The sequence below is a fragment of the Sporobacter termitidis DSM 10068 genome, from assembly GCF_900130065.1.
In the GTDB taxonomy this organism is placed as follows: domain Bacteria; phylum Bacillota; class Clostridia; order Oscillospirales; family Oscillospiraceae; genus Sporobacter; species Sporobacter termitidis.
The window spans coordinates 228,805-250,079 of record NZ_FQXV01000004.1 but is presented as its reverse complement, the minus strand read 5'-3'; the positions used below and the strand labels follow the sequence as shown (position 1 = coordinate 250,079).

Annotated in this window: 19 protein-coding genes and 2 tRNA genes; 8 read left to right on the top strand and 13 right to left on the bottom strand. The window is 53.7% G+C overall.

All coding sequences use genetic code 11. The features are described from left to right. The first annotated feature begins 18 nt into the window (after window positions 1-18). The 6 genes from BUB60_RS08050 (at window position 19) to BUB60_RS08025 (ending at window position 4,817) form a co-directional block, all read left to right on the top strand. Complete coding sequence (locus tag BUB60_RS08050) at window positions 19-723, top strand: IMP cyclohydrolase (RefSeq protein WP_073077527.1); 705 nt, start codon at window positions 19-21, stop codon at window positions 721-723. Window positions 724-735: 12 nt separating this feature from the next. Continuing rightward, window positions 736-1,908 (top strand): phosphoribosylaminoimidazolecarboxamide formyltransferase, encoded by a 1,173-nt coding sequence (locus BUB60_RS08045; protein WP_073077525.1) that lies wholly within the window; start codon window positions 736-738, stop codon window positions 1,906-1,908. A gap of 383 nt (window positions 1,909-2,291) precedes the next feature. Beyond that, window positions 2,292-3,545 carry a phosphoribosylamine--glycine ligase gene (gene purD, locus BUB60_RS08040; RefSeq protein ID WP_073077524.1) on the top strand — a complete coding sequence of 418 codons (1,254 nt, stop codon included), beginning with the start codon at window positions 2,292-2,294 and terminating at the stop codon, window positions 3,543-3,545. An 80-nt stretch (window positions 3,546-3,625) separates the two neighbouring features. After that, on the top strand, window positions 3,626-4,480 hold the full coding sequence (locus BUB60_RS08035) for a DUF2238 domain-containing protein (RefSeq protein WP_159435368.1): 855 nt from the start codon (window positions 3,626-3,628) through the stop codon (window positions 4,478-4,480). 115 nt (window positions 4,481-4,595) lie between these two features. Beyond that, window positions 4,596-4,684, top strand: a tRNA-Ser gene (locus BUB60_RS08030). A 41-nt stretch (window positions 4,685-4,725) separates the two neighbouring features. Continuing rightward, window positions 4,726-4,817 (top strand) — tRNA-Ser (locus tag BUB60_RS08025). Between the two features lie 70 nt (window positions 4,818-4,887). On the opposite strand, the gene BUB60_RS08020 is transcribed toward BUB60_RS08025, so the two are convergent. The 9 genes from BUB60_RS08020 to BUB60_RS07980 all read right to left on the bottom strand — a co-directional run bounded on the left by BUB60_RS08020 (window position 4,888) and on the right by BUB60_RS07980 (window position 13,842). Next, a complete protein-coding gene (locus BUB60_RS08020; RefSeq protein WP_073077522.1) occupies window positions 4,888-5,598 on the bottom strand; it encodes a DUF421 domain-containing protein in 711 nt (236 codons plus the stop codon). A gap of 236 nt (window positions 5,599-5,834) precedes the next feature. Beyond that, window positions 5,835-7,175 carry a hypothetical protein gene (locus BUB60_RS08015; RefSeq protein ID WP_073077521.1) on the bottom strand — a complete coding sequence of 447 codons (1,341 nt, stop codon included), beginning with the start codon at window positions 7,173-7,175 and terminating at the stop codon, window positions 5,835-5,837. A 140-nt stretch (window positions 7,176-7,315) separates the two neighbouring features. Further along, window positions 7,316-8,878 (bottom strand): ABC transporter substrate-binding protein, encoded by a 1,563-nt coding sequence (locus BUB60_RS08010; RefSeq protein WP_073077520.1) that lies wholly within the window; start codon window positions 8,876-8,878, stop codon window positions 7,316-7,318. Next, window positions 8,875-9,858, bottom strand: coding sequence for an ABC transporter ATP-binding protein (locus BUB60_RS08005; RefSeq protein WP_073077519.1), 984 nt, complete (start codon window positions 9,856-9,858; stop codon window positions 8,875-8,877). Before BUB60_RS08005 ends, BUB60_RS08010 begins: the two co-directional genes overlap by 4 nt. 1 nt (window position 9,859) lies before the next feature. After that, window positions 9,860-10,828, bottom strand: a complete 969-nt coding sequence (locus BUB60_RS08000) for an ABC transporter ATP-binding protein (protein ID WP_073077518.1) — start codon at window positions 10,826-10,828, stop codon at window positions 9,860-9,862. A gap of 9 nt (window positions 10,829-10,837) precedes the next feature. Then, complete coding sequence (locus BUB60_RS07995) at window positions 10,838-11,695, bottom strand: ABC transporter permease (protein ID WP_200796613.1); 858 nt, start codon at window positions 11,693-11,695, stop codon at window positions 10,838-10,840. After that, on the bottom strand, window positions 11,661-12,650 hold the full coding sequence (locus tag BUB60_RS07990; RefSeq protein ID WP_073077516.1) for an ABC transporter permease: 990 nt from the start codon (window positions 12,648-12,650) through the stop codon (window positions 11,661-11,663). Before BUB60_RS07990 ends, BUB60_RS07995 begins: the two co-directional genes overlap by 35 nt. 36 nt (window positions 12,651-12,686) lie before the next feature. Further along, window positions 12,687-13,235 carry a hypothetical protein gene (locus tag BUB60_RS07985; protein ID WP_073077514.1) on the bottom strand — a complete coding sequence of 183 codons (549 nt, stop codon included), beginning with the start codon at window positions 13,233-13,235 and terminating at the stop codon, window positions 12,687-12,689. 43 nt (window positions 13,236-13,278) lie between these two features. After that, on the bottom strand, window positions 13,279-13,842 hold the full coding sequence (locus tag BUB60_RS07980) for a hypothetical protein (protein WP_073077511.1): 564 nt from the start codon (window positions 13,840-13,842) through the stop codon (window positions 13,279-13,281). A 399-nt stretch (window positions 13,843-14,241) separates the two neighbouring features. Here BUB60_RS07980 and BUB60_RS07975 point away from each other — a divergent pair, with 399 nt between their 5' ends. Together BUB60_RS07975 and BUB60_RS07970 are read left to right on the top strand one after the other, a co-directional pair. Next, window positions 14,242-14,817, top strand: a complete 576-nt coding sequence (locus BUB60_RS07975; protein WP_073077508.1) for a TetR/AcrR family transcriptional regulator — start codon at window positions 14,242-14,244, stop codon at window positions 14,815-14,817. A 258-nt stretch (window positions 14,818-15,075) separates the two neighbouring features. Continuing rightward, window positions 15,076-17,019 carry a cell division protein FtsA gene (locus BUB60_RS07970; protein WP_073077506.1) on the top strand — a complete coding sequence of 648 codons (1,944 nt, stop codon included), beginning with the start codon at window positions 15,076-15,078 and terminating at the stop codon, window positions 17,017-17,019. Window positions 17,020-17,594: 575 nt separating this feature from the next. Here BUB60_RS07970 and BUB60_RS07960 read toward each other — a convergent pair. The 4 genes from BUB60_RS07960 to BUB60_RS07945 are packed head-to-tail and all read right to left on the bottom strand — an operon-like array spanning window position 17,595 to window position 21,274. Further along, window positions 17,595-17,819, bottom strand: coding sequence for a hypothetical protein (locus tag BUB60_RS07960; RefSeq protein ID WP_073077501.1), 225 nt, complete (start codon window positions 17,817-17,819; stop codon window positions 17,595-17,597). Window positions 17,820-17,842: 23 nt separating this feature from the next. Next, entirely contained in the window at window positions 17,843-18,949 is a 1,107-nt protein-coding gene (locus tag BUB60_RS07955) for a GerAB/ArcD/ProY family transporter (protein WP_073077499.1), read from the bottom strand. Window positions 18,950-18,965: 16 nt separating this feature from the next. Continuing rightward, the gene (locus BUB60_RS07950; protein WP_073077485.1) at window positions 18,966-20,075 is read right to left on the bottom strand and encodes a GerAB/ArcD/ProY family transporter; all 1,110 of its coding nucleotides are present in this window, start codon (window positions 20,073-20,075) and stop codon (window positions 18,966-18,968) included. Further along, window positions 20,072-21,274, bottom strand: coding sequence for a Ger(x)C family spore germination protein (locus BUB60_RS07945; RefSeq protein WP_073077483.1), 1,203 nt, complete (start codon window positions 21,272-21,274; stop codon window positions 20,072-20,074). Before BUB60_RS07945 ends, BUB60_RS07950 begins: the two co-directional genes overlap by 4 nt. Between the last annotated feature and the right edge of the window lies 1 nt (window position 21,275).

Genomic DNA, 21,275 nt, shown 5'->3' with positions numbered 1-21,275 from the left:
GAATGGGGCTAATGAGAAATGAAACCCTTTGATATTACAAACGAGCTTAAAGCAAACACTTATCCGGGCCGCGGTATCGTACTGGGCCGCAGCGAGGACGGCTCCCGCGCCGTCCTTATCTATTTCATCATGGGCCGGAGCGTCAACAGCCGGAACCGCGTTTTCGTCACGACGGACGACGGCATCAGGACCGAAGCCCACGATCCCGCGCTGCTATCGGACCCGAGCCTTGTCATTTACCATCCCGTCCGCTTCAGCGACGGTTATATCGTCGTCACCAACGGCGACCAGACGGACACGATCCGGGATAATCTGAGCGCCGACAACAGCTTTCACTCGGCGCTTTTAAAGCGGGAGTTCGAGCCCGACGCGCCAAATTATACGCCGCGCATCTCCGGCCTGGTGATGCCGGACGGGAGCTACAAGCTCTCCATCCTCAAGAGCATGAACGGGGACCCGGCCTGCTGCTGCCGTTATTTTTACGAGTACGACGCGCCTGTGGCCGGTATGGGCCATTTCATCCACACCTATAAAAGCGACGGCGATCCCATCCCCTCCTTCGAGGGTGAGCCGAGAACCGTGGCCGTGACCGGCACGCTCAGCGAGTACGCCGGCGCGGTCTGGGACGCTTTAGACGGCGACAACAAGGTCGCTCTCTACGCCTATTCAAGAGACCTGAACACCGGCGAGAGCGAGAGCGTCATCATCAACAAAAACTCCTGACGAGGTGCTGTCATGAACGAGCTTGAACTGAAATACGGCTGCAACCCCAACCAGAAGCCGGCGCGGATTTTCACGAAAAGCGGCGCGCTGCCCATCGATGTCCTGAACGGGAAGCCCGGCTATATCAACTTTCTCGACGCGTTCAACAGCTGGCAGCTTGTCCGGGAGCTCAATGAAGCCACCGGCCAGCCCGCCGCCGCCTCCTTCAAGCATGTCTCCCCCGCCGGCGCCGCCGTCGGCACGGCGCTGACCGATATGGAAAAGAAGATATGCTTTGTCGAGGGTCTGCCGCTGTCCCCCGTTGCTTCCGCCTACGCCAAGGCCAGGGGCGCCGACAGGCTCAGCTCCTACGGCGACTGGGCCGCCCTCTCGGACGTCTGCGACGAGGAGACCGCCGCGCTGCTGGCCCAGGAGGTCTCCGACGGCGTCATCGCCCCCGGCTATACGTTGCGGGCGCTGGAAATCCTCAAAACGAAGCGCAAGGGCGGCTACAACATCGTCAGAATCGACCGCGGCTATGTCCCCGAAAAGCTGGAGCACAAGGACGTCTTTGGCGTCACCTTCGAGCAGGGCCGCAACGACCTGAAAATCGACGCGGGCATGCTGTCCAATATCGTCACGAAAAATAAAGAGCTCACCGAGAGCGCCGTACGCGACCTGGTGATCGCTCTTATCACGCTGAAATACACCCAGTCCAACTCTGTCTGCTACGTGAAGGACGGGCAGGCAATCGGCATCGGCGCCGGCCAGCAGAGCCGCATCCACTGCACGCGCCTGGCCGGCAGCAAGGCCGACAACTGGTGGCTCCGCCGTCACCCGAAGGTGCTGAACCTGCCGTTCCGCAGCGATATCAGCCGCCCCAACAGGGACAACGCCATCGACGTTTATATCTCCGACGAATACGAGGATGTGCTCGCCGATGGCGTCTGGGAAACGACCTTTACTAAAAAGCCGCCGGTACTGACCCGCGAGGAGCGTCAGAGCTGGATCGCCACGATGGGCGGCGTGGCCCTCGGCAGCGACGCCTTCTTCCCTTTCGGCGACAACATCGAGCGCGCCAAAAAGTCCGGCGTCAGCTTCATCGCCCAGCCCGGCGGCTCCATCCGCGACGACAACGTCATCGCCACCTGCGACAAATACGGCATGGTCATGGCCTTCACCGGCATCCGCCTGTTCCATCATTAATAACCCACCCGTTTTCCCCACGCGGCAGGCCGCGCGGGGGCCCCTTATGATTTTATCTGCCGGGCGGAAATGAATTCCGCCTCGGCATAAATCTCGCTGTCGCTCGATTTAACCGCGCCACCCGGCGCGGCGCGCTTTCGCTCGCTGAGCTGCGCCTATGACCCCTTTATGGGGCTCCGCCCCATACCCTGTTCGGGGCTGCGCCCCGGATCTTTTTGCGATGCTTACCTATTCAGATGAGCGCGAAATACCCGGATTCTACTGTACGGGCGATTATCAATCGCCCGTCCGTCTCTTCGTCTGCGTAGCCGCGGCATCCTTGACGCGCCTTTCTTGTCGGCGCGGCGGGGTATCCGATAATTTTCCAATCTGGAGGTCACACCATGAATGTTCTTGTTGTCGGCGGCGGCGGGCGGGAGCACGCCATCTGTTGGGCGCTGAGAAAGTCGCCCCGCGTGGATAAGCTTTACTGCGCGCCGGGCAACGGCGGCATCGCGCAGCTGGCCGAGTGCGTGGACATCAAGGCCACCGATATTGACGGTATCGCGGGGTTTGCGAAAAATAACCCCGTGGACTTCGTCATGGTGGCGCCGGACGATCCCCTGGCGCTGGGCCTGGTGGACGCGCTGGAGGATAACGGCATCCGCGCTTTCGGGCCGCGCAGGAACGCCGCGGTGATCGAGGCCAGCAAGGTGTTTTCCAAGAGTCTGATGAAAAAATACGGCATTCCAACGGCTGGCTACGAGGTCTTTACCGAGCTGCAGGAAGCCGAGGCCTATATCCGCGAAAAGGGCGCGCCCATCGTTGTAAAGGCCGACGGGCTGGCGCTGGGCAAGGGCGTCGTGGTGGCGCAGGATGTGGAAACGGCGATCGAGGCCGTGCGCTCCATGATGCTGGATAAAAAGTTCGGCGACAGCGGCCTCTCCGTCGTCATCGAGGAGTGCATGACTGGCCCCGAGGTCACCGTCCTGGCCTTCACGGACGGCAGGACGATCGTGCCCATGCTGTCCTCTCAGGACCACAAGCGCGCCCTGGACAACGACGAGGGGCCCAACACCGGCGGCATGGGCGCCTTTTGCCCGAGTCCAAACTATACGCCGGATATTGCCGACGCGTGCATGAAGACGATCTTCCTTCCCACGATCGACGCCATGAAAAAGGAAGGCCGGACCTTTAAGGGCGTCATCTACTTCGGGCTGATGCTCACGCCAAAGGGGCCGCGCGTCGTGGAGTACAACGCGCGCTTCGGCGACCCGGAGACGCAGCCCATCCTGTCCATGCTGGAAACGGATCTTTTGGATATTTTCGAGGCCGTTGTTGACGAACGGCTTTCCGATATTGACATTAAATGGCGGCCCGGCGCGGCCTGCTGCATCGTCATGGCCAGCGGCGGCTACCCCGGCAGCTATGAAAAGGGCTGCGAGATTTCCGGCCTTGACGCCGTGCCGGCCGACATTACGGTATTTCACGCCGGTACAACGCTGAAAAATGGGACATACTATACGAGCGGCGGGCGCGTGCTCGGCGTCACGGCTGTGGCCGGTTCCCTGCCGGCGGCTGTCAAACACGCCTACGAGGGCGTCGGCCGCATCAGCTTCAAAAACGCCCATTACAGGACGGATATCGGGCGAAAGTAGGACCGGATGTTTTGCGCGGGCAAAACGGAGTACATATGAATCAAACACTGAAAAAACGACTCAATAAAATCTGGCGGCATATGAAAACAACCGCAAAAAGCCATCCCCGCCTTTTTGCGCTTTACTTTTTTCTGCGGCTGTTCGTCGTGGTCGTCATGATAGAGCAGCTGTTCAATCACGAATATACAAACGTGTTTCTCTGCTTTCTGACGCTCATTTTGTTTACAATTCCCACGTTCGTCGAACGGCGGATCAAGGTGGATGTGCCGGATACCCTTGAGGTTATCATTCTGCTGTTCATCTTCGCGGCGGAAATTCTCGGCGAGATCCGCGAGTATTACGTCAATGTCCCCGGCTGGGACACGATGCTGCATACGATCAACGGCTTTTTATGTGCGGCCATCGGCATCGCGCTGATCGATATTCTAAACCGCAACGACCGCTTCTCCATCAGCATGTCTCCCCTGTTCGTGGCGGTTGTCGCCTTCTGCTTTTCCATGACCATCGGCGTACTGTGGGAGTTCATCGAATTTTTCAGCGATCAGCTCTTCAGAACCGACATGCAGAAGGACGCCATCGTCCATTCCATCAGCTCCGTCATGCTGAATCCCAATGGGCGCAACATCCCCGTCATCCTGAACGGCATCACAGGGTCCATCATCACCGCATCGTCAAACGGGCAGACCACGCAGACCACCATCAATGGTTTTCTGGACCTCGGCCTTCTTGATACGATGAAGGACCTGTTCGTGAACTTTATCGGCGCCGTCGTCTTTTCCGTCATCGGCTATTTTTATATCAAGTACCGCAAGGCGGGTAAAAACAGCAAATTCGTCAGCCGTTTTATGCTGACCAGAATCCTGGCCAGCGAGGCCGACCCCGCCCCTCCCGAGACCGCGTCTCCCGGCGCTGGAGACGATAAGGAGCGGCCATAAGGCGCACCCTTTCAGCCGGTTTGCGCCGGCAAAAGGCCGGGCTATTTACGCGCTCTTTTATCGTTGACAAGGCTGTCGTTTTATGTTAATATACTCTAGCGTCTGGATGAGATACGGAGAGATACCGAAGCGGTCATAACGGAGCGGTCTTGAAAACCGTCGTACGGCAACGTACCGTGGGTTCGAATCCCACTCTCTCCGCCAAATTTTCCGCTTAATTCGAATAGATTCGATAAATTTGCCTTGGAGAAGTACCCAAGAGGCCGAAGGGGCTCCCCTGCTAAGGGAGTAGAACGTGATGAGCGTTGCGAGGGTTCAAATCCCTCCTTCTCCGCCAATCAATGAAGCAAAAGGACCGAACTTGAAGTTTGGTCCTTTTGCTTATGTTTTTTGCGGTTTACGCGATACTACAAAGTGAAGTCATCATTAAAGTTTTTTGCCTGTAATATTTTTGAGATATACAATCTGCCTTCCATATTGCAATCCGCGTAAAATACCTCACTAAAATCATGGATGCCGGCCTGATCTAATTGTGAAGCGAGCCAGGATCTGTCACGCTGAAGTTGCTGAAGATTGCTGTCATGAACCTTTCCGTCAATAATAAGGGGAACGGATAGGCCTTTTGTATCAGGCTTAAGCTTCATATCTGCAAGAGTCAACGGTAGAAACTGAGACCTTTTGAGAACGCTGATATTGCCGCTGCCCTCTACAATAGCGTACTCAACCTCATTCAAGTCGAATATATCCTTTTCCCTCAATGCCATTAACACATTTTCTATAGAGTATTTCAGCCTTTTCATGTTTGACTTGATAAACTGGCCGTTCTGGATAATGACAGTGGGGCCGAAAGTGATTTTACGCGCAATTTTTTTGTTGTTTATCAATAGACAACTTACCAGATATTGCAGAGTGACGATAAGTATCACCGCAAACAATGTGGGAAGATGAGGAATATTTGGCTCCGCAATGTCTGCGCCGATGACGCTTCCAATGACGATAATCGATAAAAAGTCATAAACAGGAAGCTCGGCGATCTTGCGTCTGCCTGTTTTCAAAATCAAAAACAGAAACAGTACCATAACAGAAATAATTCGGACCGTGATGATTAAGTAGACCAAACTTATTCACCTCTTGTTCTTTATATTCATTATGGTCAATGTAGGACTCGTTTAAAATATTAGCCGGATATTTGAAAAGCAGCACTTCGCAAGCGGAAAACGGAATGCATAGGCGTGGCTAAAGCAGGAGGGGCCGGCATCTTTTTTCACCTAACTTCTCAAAAAAGTCTTGGAATCATACGGTTCCAAGACTTTTTATTGCTTTTTGACAGCTGTCTGCCCCAACGTGGGCACTGTTATTCCTGCAGGTAATCCTCGGGGCTCGGGAAGCACGCGCCGCAGATGTTGCAGCGTTTTTTGGCGTTGTATTTACAAAAGCGCACGTTGTCACCCATATAATTATATGTATGCATCCTGGCGAAGGGCATTTTCTCAAGCACCTCCGGCGGAATTTCAGGCTTGTTATCGTCCGGCGCCTGCGTGATCGTCCCCCAGGTGCCGGACAAAAAGGCCGCCTGGAATACGAGCGGCTTGTTCATCTTGCGGAACTTTATCGGGCAGTGCCAGACGTTTGCGGGAATCCGCACAACCGTCGGTTTGGTGATGATTTTGCTTTCCAGATGATCGGGATCGTCTCCGAAGAACATTTCAATCTCGCAGTCGAAATCGAAAATGTTCATCGGGTCGGCGCCCATAAAGAAAATATACTCCTCAACGCCCTGATGTATATGCGTATCCTCCATGTCGTTCGGACCCGCGAAAACCTGCCAGCCGACGTGGTACGTCGCGTCCTCCATATACGTTTCGCCGCGGAAGTACGCCTGCGGCGACGGGCACCAGGCGCCCCATCGCGTCTCTTCCTTCGGAAGCGCAAGAATACACTTGGCGGTCTCCGGCGAGAGCGGGGGCTTTTTGGCTTTCAGTTTTGTCGCGTCCGAATAGGGTTTCGACTTATACTCGGGGGTAATGACGCAATCAGGCGACGCAGGCGCCTTTGCGGCGTCATAGGCGCCGGTGTCCGTATAGGCTTCTATGCCGTCTTCGTTGACAACGGTCCATTTCACATATGAATACGGCAGCTTCGGCCGCTCGTCGGGATGCGAGAAGCAATAACCGCAGTAGTTGCAGCTTTTATGAGAATCGAAAATGCAAAGGCGCGTTTCGTCCCCCGTGAAGATATACTGCCGCTCGCCGTTTTCACGCTCGACGAGCTTGACGCTCCCCTCCTTGCCCGAAAGCATAACAGCCTGGAACAGCAGGGGCTTGTCAATGCGCACGAAATTCAGCGGGCTGTGCCACCAGCCTTTCGGGAGCTTTATGATCGTCGGCTCCGTGATAACGATTTTCTCCATCGTCTCAAGCGTTTTGCCCATGAAGAAGTGCACCTCCGCGTCAAAGGAGGAAAACACGTCGGGCAGCTTCGCGCCGAGAAACACAAGATACTCGTCCTCTCTGTGGAAGTGCGGCTCGCGCTCTAAAAGCACCGGGGCCTTGAACACCTGAAAGCCGACGTTCATGGCGGCGCCGGGCAAATCCTTTTCGCCCCGGAAATACGCCTGCGGTGAATGACACCAGTCGCCCCAGCTTGTTTCCTGCGGTACGAATTCATAAAACAGCTTTTCATACTTTTCCTGCATTATTTACTCTCCTTTATTGGTTATTCTGATTCCTGCGGGCCGATATCCGCAAAAACCGCTCCTCTATGCAAGCAGCAACCTGCTGAATAGAGGAGCGGCTTCGTCATACATCTATGAGCCTCGAGGCAAACTGATGTCTTTTAGAATGACATGCTCTGATAATTCATGTTTCCGCCCAGCATATATTCGACGCCCTTGAGATCTTTGGAGTACGCGTTCATGGCCGGCCCTTCGCATATGCCGTACCACGGGTCCTGATCCACAAAAATCTTCAGCATATCATAAATCAAATCACCGCGTACTTTCGTGTCGTATGTGGCGAGGCACTGCGCGCCGAGCGCCATATACTGATCGTGCTCAGGACCCGTCCAGCCCAGCGGGATGAGGGACAGGTACATACCTAAGATGTCCGCCGCCATAACACTCGGAGCCGACGGCTGGAAGACCGCGACATCGAACCTGCTTGCGTCCATCAACACCGAAAAATACGTGGCCTGATCGTAGTTGATAATGTCCGCTTTGACGCCGATATCCTGGAGATTGCCCTGTATGATTTCCGCTGTCGTAACATTCGGCGCCGCGCCGTTTGTAATAATGCGGAGCGTTTTACCCGTGAGGCCGGTCTGCTCGGCCAATTGTTTCGCCTTGTCGGGGCTATATCCGGTTGTATAGAGATCACTCATATTGTCAAACCGGGACTCCTTGTCAATGCAGGTATCCGAGATCGGCCAATTGAGAACCTTGGACTGGCCGCTGTAAACGACGTCCACAACAGCCTCGCGGTCGATGGCATAGGAGACGGCATAGCGGGCTTCCTTTGTACCGAGCGCTCCATCCGGCGTCATATTGAAGAACACAGTCTGCGCCACACCGGCATTGAAAGGAGCAACTTCGTAATTCCCGAGAGATTTGACATAATCGGCATCCTTAATGGGAATCGCCGCCATATCGACGTCGCCCGTTTCAAGGGCGTTTACCCGCTGCTCGTCCTCGTTCAGGGTTTTGAAATTGATTGTCTTGATGGTGGGCGCAGTGCCCCAATAGTCATCCCGGGCCTTCACTGTCACGTGGCTGTTGACAATGTAATCCGTCACCACATACGGGCCGGTTCCTATCGGGTGGAGCGACGCCGTATCCGAATTGTAGGACTCGGCGTCAAGGATTGGCATCTGGCTGAACCCGACTTCCTGCGCGGCATTATAGGTCGTATACCAAAGATCGATCGTATAATCGTCGATTTTCTTTGTCTTGTCAAAATCGATGGCCTTAACATTCAGGAAAAACTGCGGGTCATCATGGTTGAGCTTCATTGTGTACATGACGTCGTCAGCGTTAAACGGATTGCCGTTGGAAAATTTTACGCCCTCACGCAGGTGCATCGTGTACTCAATGTCGCTGATGCGATCGATGCCGGTGGCGAGAATCCAGACGCGCGAACCATCAGATTTGTTGTCGAGCAGCGGCTCCATATAGGTATGCACGACGTTCAGGAATCCGCCCGCTCCCGTGACGCCGAGCGGATCGAGCGTACCGCTGTCAAGCGATACGGCGATGTTGAGGGTATCTCTTGCGGGGCCGGACGTGCCGGTACCGGGGGCGGGACTGCCCGCGCCGACGGTTTCACTGTTGCCGCACGCCGCGAGCGAGGAAATGATAACGCAGGCGAGTAACAGTGCGAGCAGTTTCTTTGCAGCCTTTTTCATTTTGATTCCTCCATATTATTAATAGCCTCATATTTAACAGCCTCATATCTGCAGCACCCGACAAAGTGCCCGGGTGAGCATTCCACGAGCGTTTGCTGACAGGCACATTCGCCCGTCGCGTACTGACACCGCGCCATGAACCGGCATCCGGGCTTCGGATTGATCGGCGATGTGATTTCGCCCTGCAAAAGGATGCGTTTTTTCTTGTCATGGATACTGGGAATCGGGATCGCCGACAGCAGAGCCTTGGTGTACGGATGAAGCGTATTGCGAAACAGCTCCTCCGCGGGCGCTTTTTCAACCATTTGCCCGAGGTACATCACCATGATGTCATCCGATATGTACTTGACAACAGAGAGGTCATGGGTGACGAACATGTACGCAAGGCCGCGCTCTTCCTGCAAGTCGAGCATCAGATTGATGATCTGTGCCTGAATGGAAACGTCAAGCGCCGATACGGGCTCGTCACAAACGATAAACTTCGGTTTCAGCGAAAGCGCCCGGGCGATACCGATACGCTGACGCCGTCCGCCGTCAAGCTCGTGGGGATACGAATTTTCAAACCGGGCCGCAATGCCGACCGTGTCCATCAGCTGCCGTGTTTCGGCAAGCATATCCGCCCTGGACATGCCGCCGCGCAGAATAAGCGGCTCCATAATGGCTTCGCACACCGACATGCGCGGGTCGAGGGACGAAAACGGGTCCTGGAAGATGATCTGCATATCCTCGCGCATACGGTGCAGCTCGCTCTTATTGGGATTCGTTATGTCCCTGCCCTCGAATAACACCTGCCCGCCCGTCGCGTCGAGCAGATGCAATATCGTGCGGCCGAGCGTTGATTTTCCGCAGCCGGACTCACCGACGACGCCGAGCGTTTTACCCTCGTTCAGCGTAAAATTTATGCCGTCCACGGCATGAAGCATGCCGCCCGGGGTTTTGAAGTATTTCATCAGGTCGTGGACTTCGAGTAATGCCGCCATATCACTTAACCCTCGCTAATATACATTTTACAATATGCCCGGGCGCGATCTCGATTTCTTCGGGCGCAGCTTCGGCGCACTGCGCGGTTGCTTCGGGGCAGCGGTCGCAGAATCGGCAGCCTTTCGGCAGATTCGTCGGGTCGGGCATCAGCCCCTTGATCGGTTTAAGCCGCCGCGACTTGGAGTCGAGCCTCGGCAGAGAGCCGAACAGGCCGATCGTATATGGGTGCGCGGCAAAGTCAAAGATGTGCTCGACGGTGCCGCGCTCCACGATTTCACCGGCGTATACGACGGCGACGGAATCACAGAAATCAGCGACGACGCCGAGGTCATGCGTAATCAGCATGACGGACGTGCCGAGCCGCTCCTTCAGCGACTGCATCATTTCGAGCACCTGCGCCTGAATCGTGACGTCAAGCGCCGTCGTCGGCTCGTCGGCCAGGAGCAGCTCCGGATTGCAGGCCAGCGCCATAGCGATGACGACGCGCTGCTTCATTCCTCCGGAAAACTGGTGCGGGAAGTCGCTGAAGCGCTCCATTGGTATACCGACCATTTCAAGCATATCGCACGCGCGGCGTTCAGCCTCCACACGCGAAATCCTGTTGTGCAGCTTGATTGTCTCCGCGATTTGAAAGCCGACCGTCTCGATGGGGTTGAGCGCGGTCATCGGGTCCTGGAAAATCATCGCGATCTTGTTTCCGCGGATTTTTCTCATTTCTTTCTCCGAGAGCCGCAGCAGGTCGTTGCTCTTGTAGAGTATTTCCCCCGAGACGAGCCTTGCCGGAGGCGTCGGCAGTATGCGGAGAGCGCTTTTTGCGATTGTCGTTTTTCCCGCGCCTGTCTCGCCCACGAGGCCGATCGTTTCGCCTTGCTTAATCGTCAGGTTTATATTGTTAACGGCATAAATGACGGCGTCGTCGGTATGGTATTCGACCGCGAGATTGTGTATTTCAAGTAAGTTATCAGTCATTTGTTTACCTCAATTTTTAAGGCGCGGGTCCAGCGCGTCCCGCAGCCCGTCTCCAAGCAGATTGCAGGCGAGAACGCTGATCATAACGCAGATACCGGGGTACAGCGCCAGCGTCGGATGCTCGCGCATGACGTTCCGCGCCTCTGAAATCATCGCGCCCCACTCGGGCGTCGGCGGCTGCACGCCGAGTCCGATAAAGCTGAGCGCGGAGCCCGCCAGGATACAGGCGCCGACGCCCATTGTGATTTCAACGATAAGCGGCGCCATCGCGTTGGGCACAATATGCTTGAGTATGATGCGGGCGTCTCCGGCATTGATGGCTCTCGCCGCCTCGACGTATTCCTTTTCGCGTACGGTCAGGACCGACGCCCGCATCAACCGCGCGTAGCCGGGCACCGTGCCGATACCGAGTGCGATGATCGCGTTTTGGAGGCTTGGGCCCAGAATCGCCGCCAGCGTAATACACAGGAGAAACATCGGTATCGCCTGATAAATATCTAAAAGACGCATACACAGGTTGTCGACCCATTTACCGTAAAATCCCGCTATTGCGCCGATCGTCATCCCGATGACAGCCGCGATAGCGACCGCAATGACGCCCATTTCAAGCGACTGCCGCGTGCCGACGATAAGCCTGCTCAATATGTCGCGCCCGAGCTTATCCGTGCCGAGCAGATGCTCGGCGCTCGAATCGGCGTAAGCCTGCTTGGCGTTCTGCTGTTCGTAGGGGTGAGGCGCTATGTAAGGCCCTAATATCGCTATCAGAACAAGCAGAACAAGTACGACAAGGGCGACGACAGCGAGCTTGTTCTTTTTCAACTGACGCCAAACGTCATACAGTCTCGACTGCTTGCGTTTCTTTTTCAAATCGCTTACCCGCCTTTCTTTTTCCCTTTCCGCTGTACTGCGAACGAATTCGAGGATCTACCAGCGCGAATATCGCGTCGACGATGAGAATGACAATCGCAAACAGCGTCGACAGTATCAGGACGCTGCCCTGAATAACGGGATAATCCCGGTTGAAAAGCCCCGTCATCGTGTACTGGCCCAGTCCCGGTATCGAGAAGATGACCTCGGAGATCATGGCGCCGCCCAGGAGGGAGCCGAATATGCCGCCGATAACCATGATGACCGGTATCATCGCATTTTTAAGCGCGTGGCGGTAGATCACCTTGCCCTCCGAAAGTCCTTTTGCCCGCGCCGTTGTAATGTAATCCTGCCGTATGACTTCCAGAAGGTTGGACCGCGTTTGCCTCGCTATACTCGCGATAAGACCGAGCGCCATCGAAACGCACGGCAAAACCCACCCCTTCCAGCTGGCTATTCCGGAGATCGGCAGCCACCTCAAATTGACGCCGAACCATCGTATGAGCAGCAGCGCGAACCAGAAGCTGGGCATCGAAACGCAGAACAGCGAAATGAATATTGCCGCGTTGTCCTTCCACGTGTACTGGTGCGTCGCCGCGAAAACGCCAAGCGGAATTCCGAGAATTATGGAAATCCCGAGGCTGATCGACACGAGCAGCAGCGTATACGGAAAGCGCTGCATCATCTCGTCAAATACGGGGCGCCCCGTCATATACGAGGTGCCGAAGTCGCCGTGCAGCACGTCCCAAATAAAACGGCCGTAACGTACCGGCAGCGGATCGTTCAGCCCCAATTCCTCGCGAACCTCCTGCACCTTCTCTTCCGTCGCCTGCGTACCGAGCATCATTCTGGCGGGGTCGCCGGGTGTGATGTTGATTAAAATCAGCACAACCAATGAGATGCCCAACAAGACGGGTATCAGCATCAGCAGCCGCTTTGCTATGTATCTTGCCATCTTTACGCCTACCTCTGTTCAGGATTGATGATGAGTTTAACTTCTCCAATCTTCCTCAAGGCACTTGCCGCAGGAATCACACTTCTTTGATGAAGTATACTTACAGGGAACAGGGCCGTTGTACCGCATTTCTTTAACACCGTCGGGCGTATCGTATAGCCCGCCGAACATAGGCTCCATAAGCGCCGCCTGGAAAAATACCGGCTTGTCGACCCGCTTGAAGTTCAGTGGACAATGATAGACGCCGGCGGGAACGCGGATGATCGTCGGCTTCGCGATATGGAAAACCTCCGCGTCAGTGCCGACCTGACCGAGCGTGAATTCAATATCGGCGTCAAAATCAAAAACATTCGGAAATAAGCCGCCTAAAAACACAAGATATTCATCCTCTTTGTGGCGGTGAGGCACACGGTCAAGAAAAAAGGGTTTGACGAAAATCTGAAAACCGACATTGAATCCCGCCCCCGGAATCTGTGACGCTCCTCGAAAATACGCCTGGGGCTTGATGACAAAACCGGGATCGTCACCTTCGGCCACGACCTCATTGTTTTCCTGAGGAAAAGGGAACACGAGTTTTTCGTACATTAATTCAAGTCCTTTCTGATATTTCTATCGCGCTTGACGGCTTTTATTTCCAGTCCCTTTCAATACAGCTGCGGCAGCTGTCGCATTTTTTCTCGGGATTTAATTTGCAGGGCAGCGGACCGTTATACCAAAGCTCCTTTTGCCCGCCGTCCTCGGTGTCATACGTGCTGCTGAACATATCCTGCATCAGCCCGGCCTGGAAAAAAATCGGCTTGTCAACCCGCTTGAAGTTCAGCGGGCAATGATAGACGCCGGCCGGAATGCGGATGACCGTCGGCTGCGTGATATGAAAAACCTCCGCGTCGGTACCGATCTTGCCGATCGTAAACTCAATTTCGGCGTCAAAATCAAACAGATTCGGAAAGGTTCCGCCCATGAACACCAGATATTCATCCACACTGTGGCGGTGCGGAATCCGGTCAATGAAAAAGGGCTTAACAAATATCTGAAATCCCACATTATATTTAGAGCCCGGTATCTGAGAGGCGCCCCTGAAATACGCCTGAGGAGATAAAATAAAGCCCGGATCGTCTCCCATGGCGACAAGCTGGTTATACTCGGCAGGAAATCCAAACACCAGTTTTTCATATTTTTTACTCATCTTCATACCCTCTCCCCTAAAAATCACGCCATCTCACAATTCTTCCTACGAAATATTCGTTTGTGTATTTAGCGCTCGCTTAATAAAAACAAATAAAAAAATAAAACCTTGCGGATGATTTAATAATATATTTCTTTAGCTAAAAAAGTCAATGCCAAAATAATAATTCAGGTATTTTTAGTTATATCGCTGTTATACCACTTTGCTTTTCGTTTTTACATACAAATTATCCGTGAATTTCTTATATTTTTTATCACTTTAATGAGCGCTTTTTATAAAAATTAAAAACACTCTTGAAATTGAAAAATGAGTATGAGAAAATTTAAGTGATAGTTTATTAAATAAGTGATTGCTTAAATTTATGAATATGTATTATGAAATATATAAAGTCAGAGGCCTACCAATTTGAAACAGACGATTAAGAAAAACTACATCATTGAGAAATGCTACGAGTGTTTCGTGAAAAACGGAATTGAAAATACGACAACGCGCGATTTCTGCGCCGCGGCCGATGTCAATGCCAATACCCTTTATTATTATTTCGATTCGAAAAATGAAATTCTTGTCGAGTGTGTCAATTATGGATACATGCAGCTGGAAAGCACGCTTTTTGACGCTCTGAAGGAGTTTGACAAATCGTCTTTTGACATATTCCCGAGGCTGACGAAAATCGGGCTTGACTATGCCCCGAAGATGCGATTTCTGCACCAGGCCGTATCAAGCCCCGCCTATGAGGAATACAGAGAGGATCAATTTAAAAAGGTCAACGCCTTTTATGACAGATTGGGCATGGAGCTTGCCGAGCGGTTCGACTGCCCGTATGAGCTTATAAAAGACTATATTTACGAAATCATGACGCTCCTGTCCTACTTCTCGCTCTGGGGCAGCCGGGATATGGCCGCGATACAATTCAACAGGATCTTCATCGATTTTAAAAACGCAATAACCAATTACAGGGAAATACGCTCCCTCATGGAATAAACTTTCTCAGCTTGTCAAAAAACCTGCATGCATCTCCTTGCCGATGGTTTTCTGTTGAAAACCATCGTTTCTTTCTGTGGCGGTCAAATTGCAGGATAAATATTAATCAGCACCGGCTTTCTTACGATAATAATTTACAGTAGGACCGTGTACATTCGTATAAAGTCCTTTTGATAAATTTCTGTTTACATATTCGCCCTGCTTCATATAAAATCAATTTTAATAGAAATACAGTCCATCGGAAAAAGAGGTCTGCTCATGAGTGACTCATCCAAAAAGCGGCTGAAAGCACAACCGAAAGGCATGATATTTGCTCTTGATATTGGGACCCGCAGCATTATCGGCATTGCGGGCACCGTGGAAGGCGAAAAGCTCCGGGTCATGGCCATGGAAAAAGAAGAACACACGCAGCGTTCCATGATCGACGGCCAGATTGAAGATATCGAGCAGGTCGCCAAGGTCGCGCGCACCGTTACAAGCCGGCTGGAGGCACAGCTCGGCTTTAAGCTGAAACGGGTCTGCGTCGCGGCGGCGGGGCGCGCGCTCCGGACCCAGCGCGCTTCGTACAAAATGGAGTTTCCGCAGCCCCAGCGGCTGGATAAGGAAATTATCAGCCAGCTGGAGGCGGGAGCCATCAGCGAGGCGGAAGCCGCCTTCACCAGCGGGCTGGACATCGACAGCCGGCGCCAGTTCTATCTGGTGGGACACACCGCCGTCCAGTATTACATGGACAATTACCCCATTTCCAGCTTACTGGATCACCAGGCCCGGCAGATTCAGGCGGACGTCATTGCCACCTTTCTCCCCAGCGAGGTAGTGGAGAGCCTGTACGCGGCCATGCACAGAATCGGCCTGGAGGTTGCCAGCCTCACGCTGGAACCGATTGCCGCCATCAACGCGGTGATCCCGAAAAATCTCCGGCTGCTGAACCTTGCGCTCGTGGATATCGGCGCGGGCACGTCCGATATCGCCGTTTCAAGAGACGGCGGCGTTGTGGGCTACACCATGGTCACCGTCGCCGGAGACGAAATCACGGAAGCGCTGATGAAGAATTATCTTCTCGATTTCAACGCCGCGGAATCGGTCAAAATGCAGCTCGGCGCGCAGAAGTCCGTATCCGTTACCGATATTCTCGGTATCGAGCAGACCATCACGCAGGACGATATGATGCACTGCATCGAAGAGTCCGCGGCGACGCTCTGCCGCGAAATCGCCGAGCATATCTGCGAGGTCAACGGCGGCCCCGCCTCGGCCGTGTTCCTGGCCGGAGGCGGCAGCAAGCTGGCGAGCATCCGCGCCGGCATCGCCAGCTATATGAATGTGGATGTCAACCGGGTGGCCATTGCCGGAAACAACTTTCAGACATATGCCTTCTCGGATACTTACGATCTCAACGACCCCGAGTACGCCACGCCGCTGGGCATCGCGATTTCCGCGGGGCTGAACATGATCACCGAAAGCTTTCACGTCACCTTAAACGGCAGCCGTGCCAGACTCTTCCGCAACAGCACGATGACCGTTCTGGACATTCTCATGATGAACGGATTTTCCTATCAGGACCTGCTGCCCCGGACAGGACAAAAGCTGACCATTCTGCTCAACGGGAGCCAGACCGTGTTTTACGGCACGCCCGGCGACCCCGCCGTGCTCCTGTTAAACGGCCGGGAAGCGAAAATCTCGGATGTGGTATATACGGGAGACAGCATTGATTTCACGCCCGCCGTGCACGGGCAGCCCGCCCAGTGCCGACTGAAGGATCTGCTGGCGGGCAGTCCGGACCAGGCCGCCACCGTCAACGGCGGCGTCGTCCCCCTGGATACCCCGCTGAAAAACGGCGATGCGGTGATAACGGCATCGGGCGCGCCCGCGCCGGGCCGCCCGTCCCCGGCGGCGGAAACGGCCGGCGAACCGGCGGTGAGCGCGCAGCCGGCGGCAACTTCCGAGCCTGACGCCCCCGTTTCCCCGGCGGGCGGTATCGAGCTCATTTTGAACAACAAGCCCGTCGTCCTCCCCGGCAAACCCGACGGTTCGCCGTATTATCTGATGGACATGCTGGAGTGGTCCGGCATCGATCTGGAGAACCCGACCGGAGAGATCGTCCTCCGTGTCAACGGCTCGGACAGCACCTTTCTCCAGGATTTAAAATCCGGTGACCGCCTGGAAATTTTCTTTGCTCCCGGCCACGCCGGAAAGCCAAAATAAATCATCTTCGCAGAAAACCCCTGTAACGCCGGTTCCGGCCGTTACGGAGGTTTTCACTTTTTCAGAATAGCTCTGCGCTGTCTTATGTAAGCCCGCGGGCCGCAGCGCCGCCTGTCCTCCTATGCGCCGTCATGCATAATCGAGAACATCGGTATACCATACTCATCGGCGACGGCATACAGCCTCTCGAACTTCTCCCAATCCCCCTGACGCAAAATCGCCGCGTTGGGAAAAATATATTCCACAAATATGACCGTGTCGTCTTTCAGGAGACAGGCATATAACGGCAAGTCACTCAAAGGGTCGCCGATAAACACGACATAGCTGTGTTCGATAAGCGCCTTTGCCTGCAGATAATTTTGGACCGTAATGAACTTGACCGTTTCGACACCCCCTCGTCGTAGATCGGTTAGTTCATTATATAGTCCGGCACCCCGGGAGGTTCAGCGTCGTTTTTACCCGCCCTGAACAGGCGCGGCGCCGTCATGTACGCCGCTGATAACGCGTACGTGCCCTTCGGCACAGGGCAATTCCTTTTTGGCGCAGCCGCGCCGTCCGGCAAACACCGGGCGCGCCTACTGCTTTGGATACGTCAGATGCAAAACGTTTGTGATAAAGCTTTGCAGTCCCTTGATCGGGCTGGGCAGGGTGACGCCGGACGTCTGGAGCGCCGCCAGCACGAACACGAAAATATATACACCGGACAATATGGTCACCTCATACCATCTTTTATCCTTGATGAGCTTTGGAAAATCCGCCAGCGCCATTATTATAAAAATGAGGATGATCAAAAAAATCATCGCAGGGCCCTCCTTCTTGGGTGCTAGTCCAGCTTCAGTGGCTCGTCATTCGCGTTCTTTTTGGCGTTTTTCCTGATCTCAGAAACGATCAGCGTGATCAAAGGGAGCAGAAACAGGAAAAACGTTGAATAGGCCGGGGCGGAGTTGGTCCATTTGACATGCTCGCTGCTCGACGTGAACATACCGTTGGCATAGACGACGACCAGCGCCAAAAAGATATAGATAAAAATCTTGTACTGCTCGATGTTAAATATCTGGCCGAAGCTCGACACTGTCGAGAAAAACAATATACTGACTTTAAAGAACAGCATGGTCATGAGCGCGACGGCAAAGATGATTTCCAGCCGTGTGAGTATATCTCCCACATCGATCAGCCGGATCGAGTTATATGTCGGCGATGAGGTTGTAAGCGTATAATTCCCGAGAACAATAATATCCCTGAGAATAATCACCAGAAGGACGACGAAACCGATCATCAATCCCCTCTTCATCGCCTTACCCATTTCGTCCGGTTTCTGCATATATGGCGCGAACATGAGAAATGCCAGGACTTCGCAGTACGACAGCATGGTGACAATATGCGCGCTCATCAGATAGTTTTTCACCGGCAGGATAAAAGCGGGCAGCAGATTTTCCAGGTGCATTCTGTTGATCAGGAAAAATGAGTTGATCACAACCGCCGCAATATACAAAACCGTCAATAAAACGGCGTAGCGCGTCATGGCGACGGCACCCTTCCTGCTGGCGAAAGAACAGACAAACAAAAATACAACGTAGATGATCGTGATAGGCGTGCTCTGCAGAATAAAGCCCTTGACAAAGTCGCCCAGGTCCTCGGTGTTTAAAATAAGGAGCATCAGAAAATTGAAAACATAGAAGGCCGAAACGATTTTGCCGAGCACGCTGCCAAAGACCGCGTCGTTGATATGAATCAGGGAGAGGCCGGGGTGATTCCTGGCCAGTCTGCCGTAAATGGATATAATGATAAAACTTAAAACGAAGCCGATGATGACCGGTATCCATGTTTCGTTTTTTGTATATTGATATAAAAATCGCGTTTGCAGGCTGGACGCAATGATGAAAGCCGCCGCGGCGTACGTCATTTGTTTCGTAGATATCTTGTGCTGCAAAAGCCAGTTACCCCCTTTAAGACTCGTTTTTAACAGCAGGCACCTTGGCACTGCGAAAGCCGCGGCATTCCGCCACGATCAAAGTCAGCAGCGGCAGAAGCACCATGAAAAACGTTTGGAAATATTCGGCGCCGCCGCCGACGAGCCATTCGGAATGCTCGGCGGCAGACCCGAATACCGCTAAGGAATAGATCATCAGCAACGCTCCAAAGCTAAGTGTGAGGAACCGATAAGAGTCAAATTTCATCAGCCGCTGGATGCTGTTCACGCTCGCGTAAAACAGTGCGGACACCTTGTAAAACATCATCGCCAGCAAAATCGAGATATAAATAATATCCATTCTTGTTATGACGTCTCCGACATCGATCTGCTGTATGGAGGAAAAAGTAGGGTACGTTTCCAGCGCGCTGACCCGCCCCAGGATAGTAATGTCCCTGAGCACAATGAACAGCAGGACCACGGCGCCGAGCGTCAGTCCTTTGAACATGGCTTTTCCGAATTCCTTCGGGTGGCGCATATCCGGCGCAAACATGAATAGGGCAAACGGGTCGCACAGAGGCAGCATCGCGACAGAGTACGTACCGAAAATATAGTTCTGCAGCGGCATTTCAAAAGCCGGCTGAAAATTTTTGAGATCGGTGTCCTTGAGGAGCAGCAGCGAATTGATGATGATAACCGCCGTGCTCGCATACACGAAGAGCGCGCTGAATTTCATGAGATTGACGGGGCCCCGCCTGGCGGCATAGATGCACACGAAGACAAACACGAAGAGAATCAGCGCCATAGGCGTATTCGGCAGGACGAGCGCCTTGATAAAGCTCGAGATGACGTTTGTATCAAAGCATGCCAGTGTGAAGAAGAAAAACACATAGAGCGCCGAAACGATTTTTCCGAAAAACCGGCCGTAGACCGCATCATTGATGTCGATGAGCGATTCGCCGGGGAATTTGCGCGCAATGCCAGCGTACACCAGATAAAGTAGGACGTTTACCAGGAAACCCGCGACGACAGCAAACCATGCGTCATTTTTCATAAACGTATAAAGCGGCTTTGTCACAAGGCTGGTTGCGATAATAAACGTGGCCGCGGCATACATCAGTTGTTTTGATGTTACTTTACTTTTCATTGAATGGCCTCATCGGGAGCGATCGGTTTGACGGTGCGGCCGCTGCCGTCCCCCTTCGCAACGACGGTGACGTTGACCTTGATATTTTTATACAGCTCGTCCCATTTGTCTTTCATCTGGTTCCACTGCTCCGGATATTTGCGGTATATATATTCCCCAAAGCCAAAAACGTCCGCTTCGAGCTCTTTTGATTTATCCACGGCCTGCTGGATTTCGCTCTTGATAACAGCCTGCGACGCGTTCAGCAGGTCCTGCGTATGCTCCGGGTCGGCCAGATTGTAGGTACCGCTCTGGTCGCCCAGCCCGACCGTGACTTCTTCCCTGACATTGAATTCAGCCGTTCCGTCGGTGTAGAGGATAGGCGTTACCTTGCATTGCCCATCTCTGATCTCGATCGTCGCCGTTTCGCCCTGAATGTCGGCAAGAAACACGCCGTTCTTGACCTTTCCCTGTACAAACAGCAGACCCCTTGTATCCGTCTCGTCCATCTCGCCGACCATTTTACTCTGCTTAAATACGGCACAGCCCGAGACGATAAGCCGCTCTATGCCGCCGTCGTTGATCACCGAAACGATCGGCGCCACAGCCGAGGTCGTCTTGCTCATAAGGTTGGTGACAAAATCAAATTCCGTCGTCATTGGCGCATGCGACGTGACCTTCTGGTCCCGCAGCATTTTGGCAAGCTCCATGCTGGGGAGCTGCTCGAATTCCGGTTCGATCTCCAGAATATCCTTCGCATTTCCCTTTGAGATAAAAACAAAGGGCGTCATTCGGGCTTCAGCCGCCCTGGCGAAAAAATCAAGGCAGTCGCGGACGCCGGCCCGCGCCAGCTCCTCGCTCATAACGAGCACCTCGCTGTGGGCCACGTAAATGCGCCGGCTCATTTTATTCTGCATTTCACGAACAACAAAGTTCATGTTTTTGCCGGCATTGGAAACATTGATGTATGCGCTTGACGAGCCACTGGACCCGCCGCCGTCCTCTTTGGACGCCTTTCCCTTTGACTCGGATTTTCCACCCGAAGGGTTCGCCATCTGCACGGTCAGCTCCGTATCGCCTTCATCCTTGCCCTTGTCTATCGCCACGCCCATCACAATGCCCAGCGTGTCCAGCTCGCGCCGGTCAAAGCAGCCCGTCAGGCAGGATAAGCAGGCCAGGAGCACCGCAGTATTCAGAACATATCTCCAGAGTCGCTTCATG

What these genes read in the sequence shown, in the direction of transcription:
- BUB60_RS07945 (WP_073077483.1), bottom strand. Translation starts at nt 21,274, where the DNA reads ATGAAGCGACTCTGGAGATATGTTCTGAATACTGCGGTGCTCCTGGCC.
- BUB60_RS08000 (WP_073077518.1), bottom strand. Translation starts at nt 10,828, where the DNA reads ATGACTGATAACTTACTTGAAATACACAATCTCGCGGTCGAATACCAT.
- BUB60_RS07990 (WP_073077516.1), bottom strand. Translation starts at nt 12,650, where the DNA reads ATGGCAAGATACATAGCAAAGCGGCTGCTGATGCTGATACCCGTCTTG.
- BUB60_RS07950 (WP_073077485.1), bottom strand. Translation starts at nt 20,075, where the DNA reads ATGAAAAGTAAAGTAACATCAAAACAACTGATGTATGCCGCGGCCACG.
- BUB60_RS07960 (WP_073077501.1), bottom strand. Translation starts at nt 17,819, where the DNA reads ATGATTTTTTTGATCATCCTCATTTTTATAATAATGGCGCTGGCGGAT.
- BUB60_RS07985 (WP_073077514.1), bottom strand. Translation starts at nt 13,235, where the DNA reads ATGTACGAAAAACTCGTGTTCCCTTTTCCTCAGGAAAACAATGAGGTC.
- BUB60_RS08010 (WP_073077520.1), bottom strand. Translation starts at nt 8,878, where the DNA reads ATGAAAAAGGCTGCAAAGAAACTGCTCGCACTGTTACTCGCCTGCGTT.
- BUB60_RS07970 (WP_073077506.1), top strand. Translation starts at nt 15,076, where the DNA reads ATGAGTGACTCATCCAAAAAGCGGCTGAAAGCACAACCGAAAGGCATG.
- BUB60_RS08015 (WP_073077521.1), bottom strand. Translation starts at nt 7,175, where the DNA reads ATGCAGGAAAAGTATGAAAAGCTGTTTTATGAATTCGTACCGCAGGAA.
- BUB60_RS08045 (WP_073077525.1), top strand. Translation starts at nt 736, where the DNA reads ATGAACGAGCTTGAACTGAAATACGGCTGCAACCCCAACCAGAAGCCG.
- BUB60_RS08050 (WP_073077527.1), top strand. Translation starts at nt 19, where the DNA reads ATGAAACCCTTTGATATTACAAACGAGCTTAAAGCAAACACTTATCCG.
- BUB60_RS08035 (WP_159435368.1), top strand. Translation starts at nt 3,626, where the DNA reads ATGAAAACAACCGCAAAAAGCCATCCCCGCCTTTTTGCGCTTTACTTT.
- BUB60_RS08005 (WP_073077519.1), bottom strand. Translation starts at nt 9,858, where the DNA reads ATGGCGGCATTACTCGAAGTCCACGACCTGATGAAATACTTCAAAACC.
- purD (WP_073077524.1), top strand. Translation starts at nt 2,292, where the DNA reads ATGAATGTTCTTGTTGTCGGCGGCGGCGGGCGGGAGCACGCCATCTGT.
- BUB60_RS07980 (WP_073077511.1), bottom strand. Translation starts at nt 13,842, where the DNA reads ATGAAGATGAGTAAAAAATATGAAAAACTGGTGTTTGGATTTCCTGCC.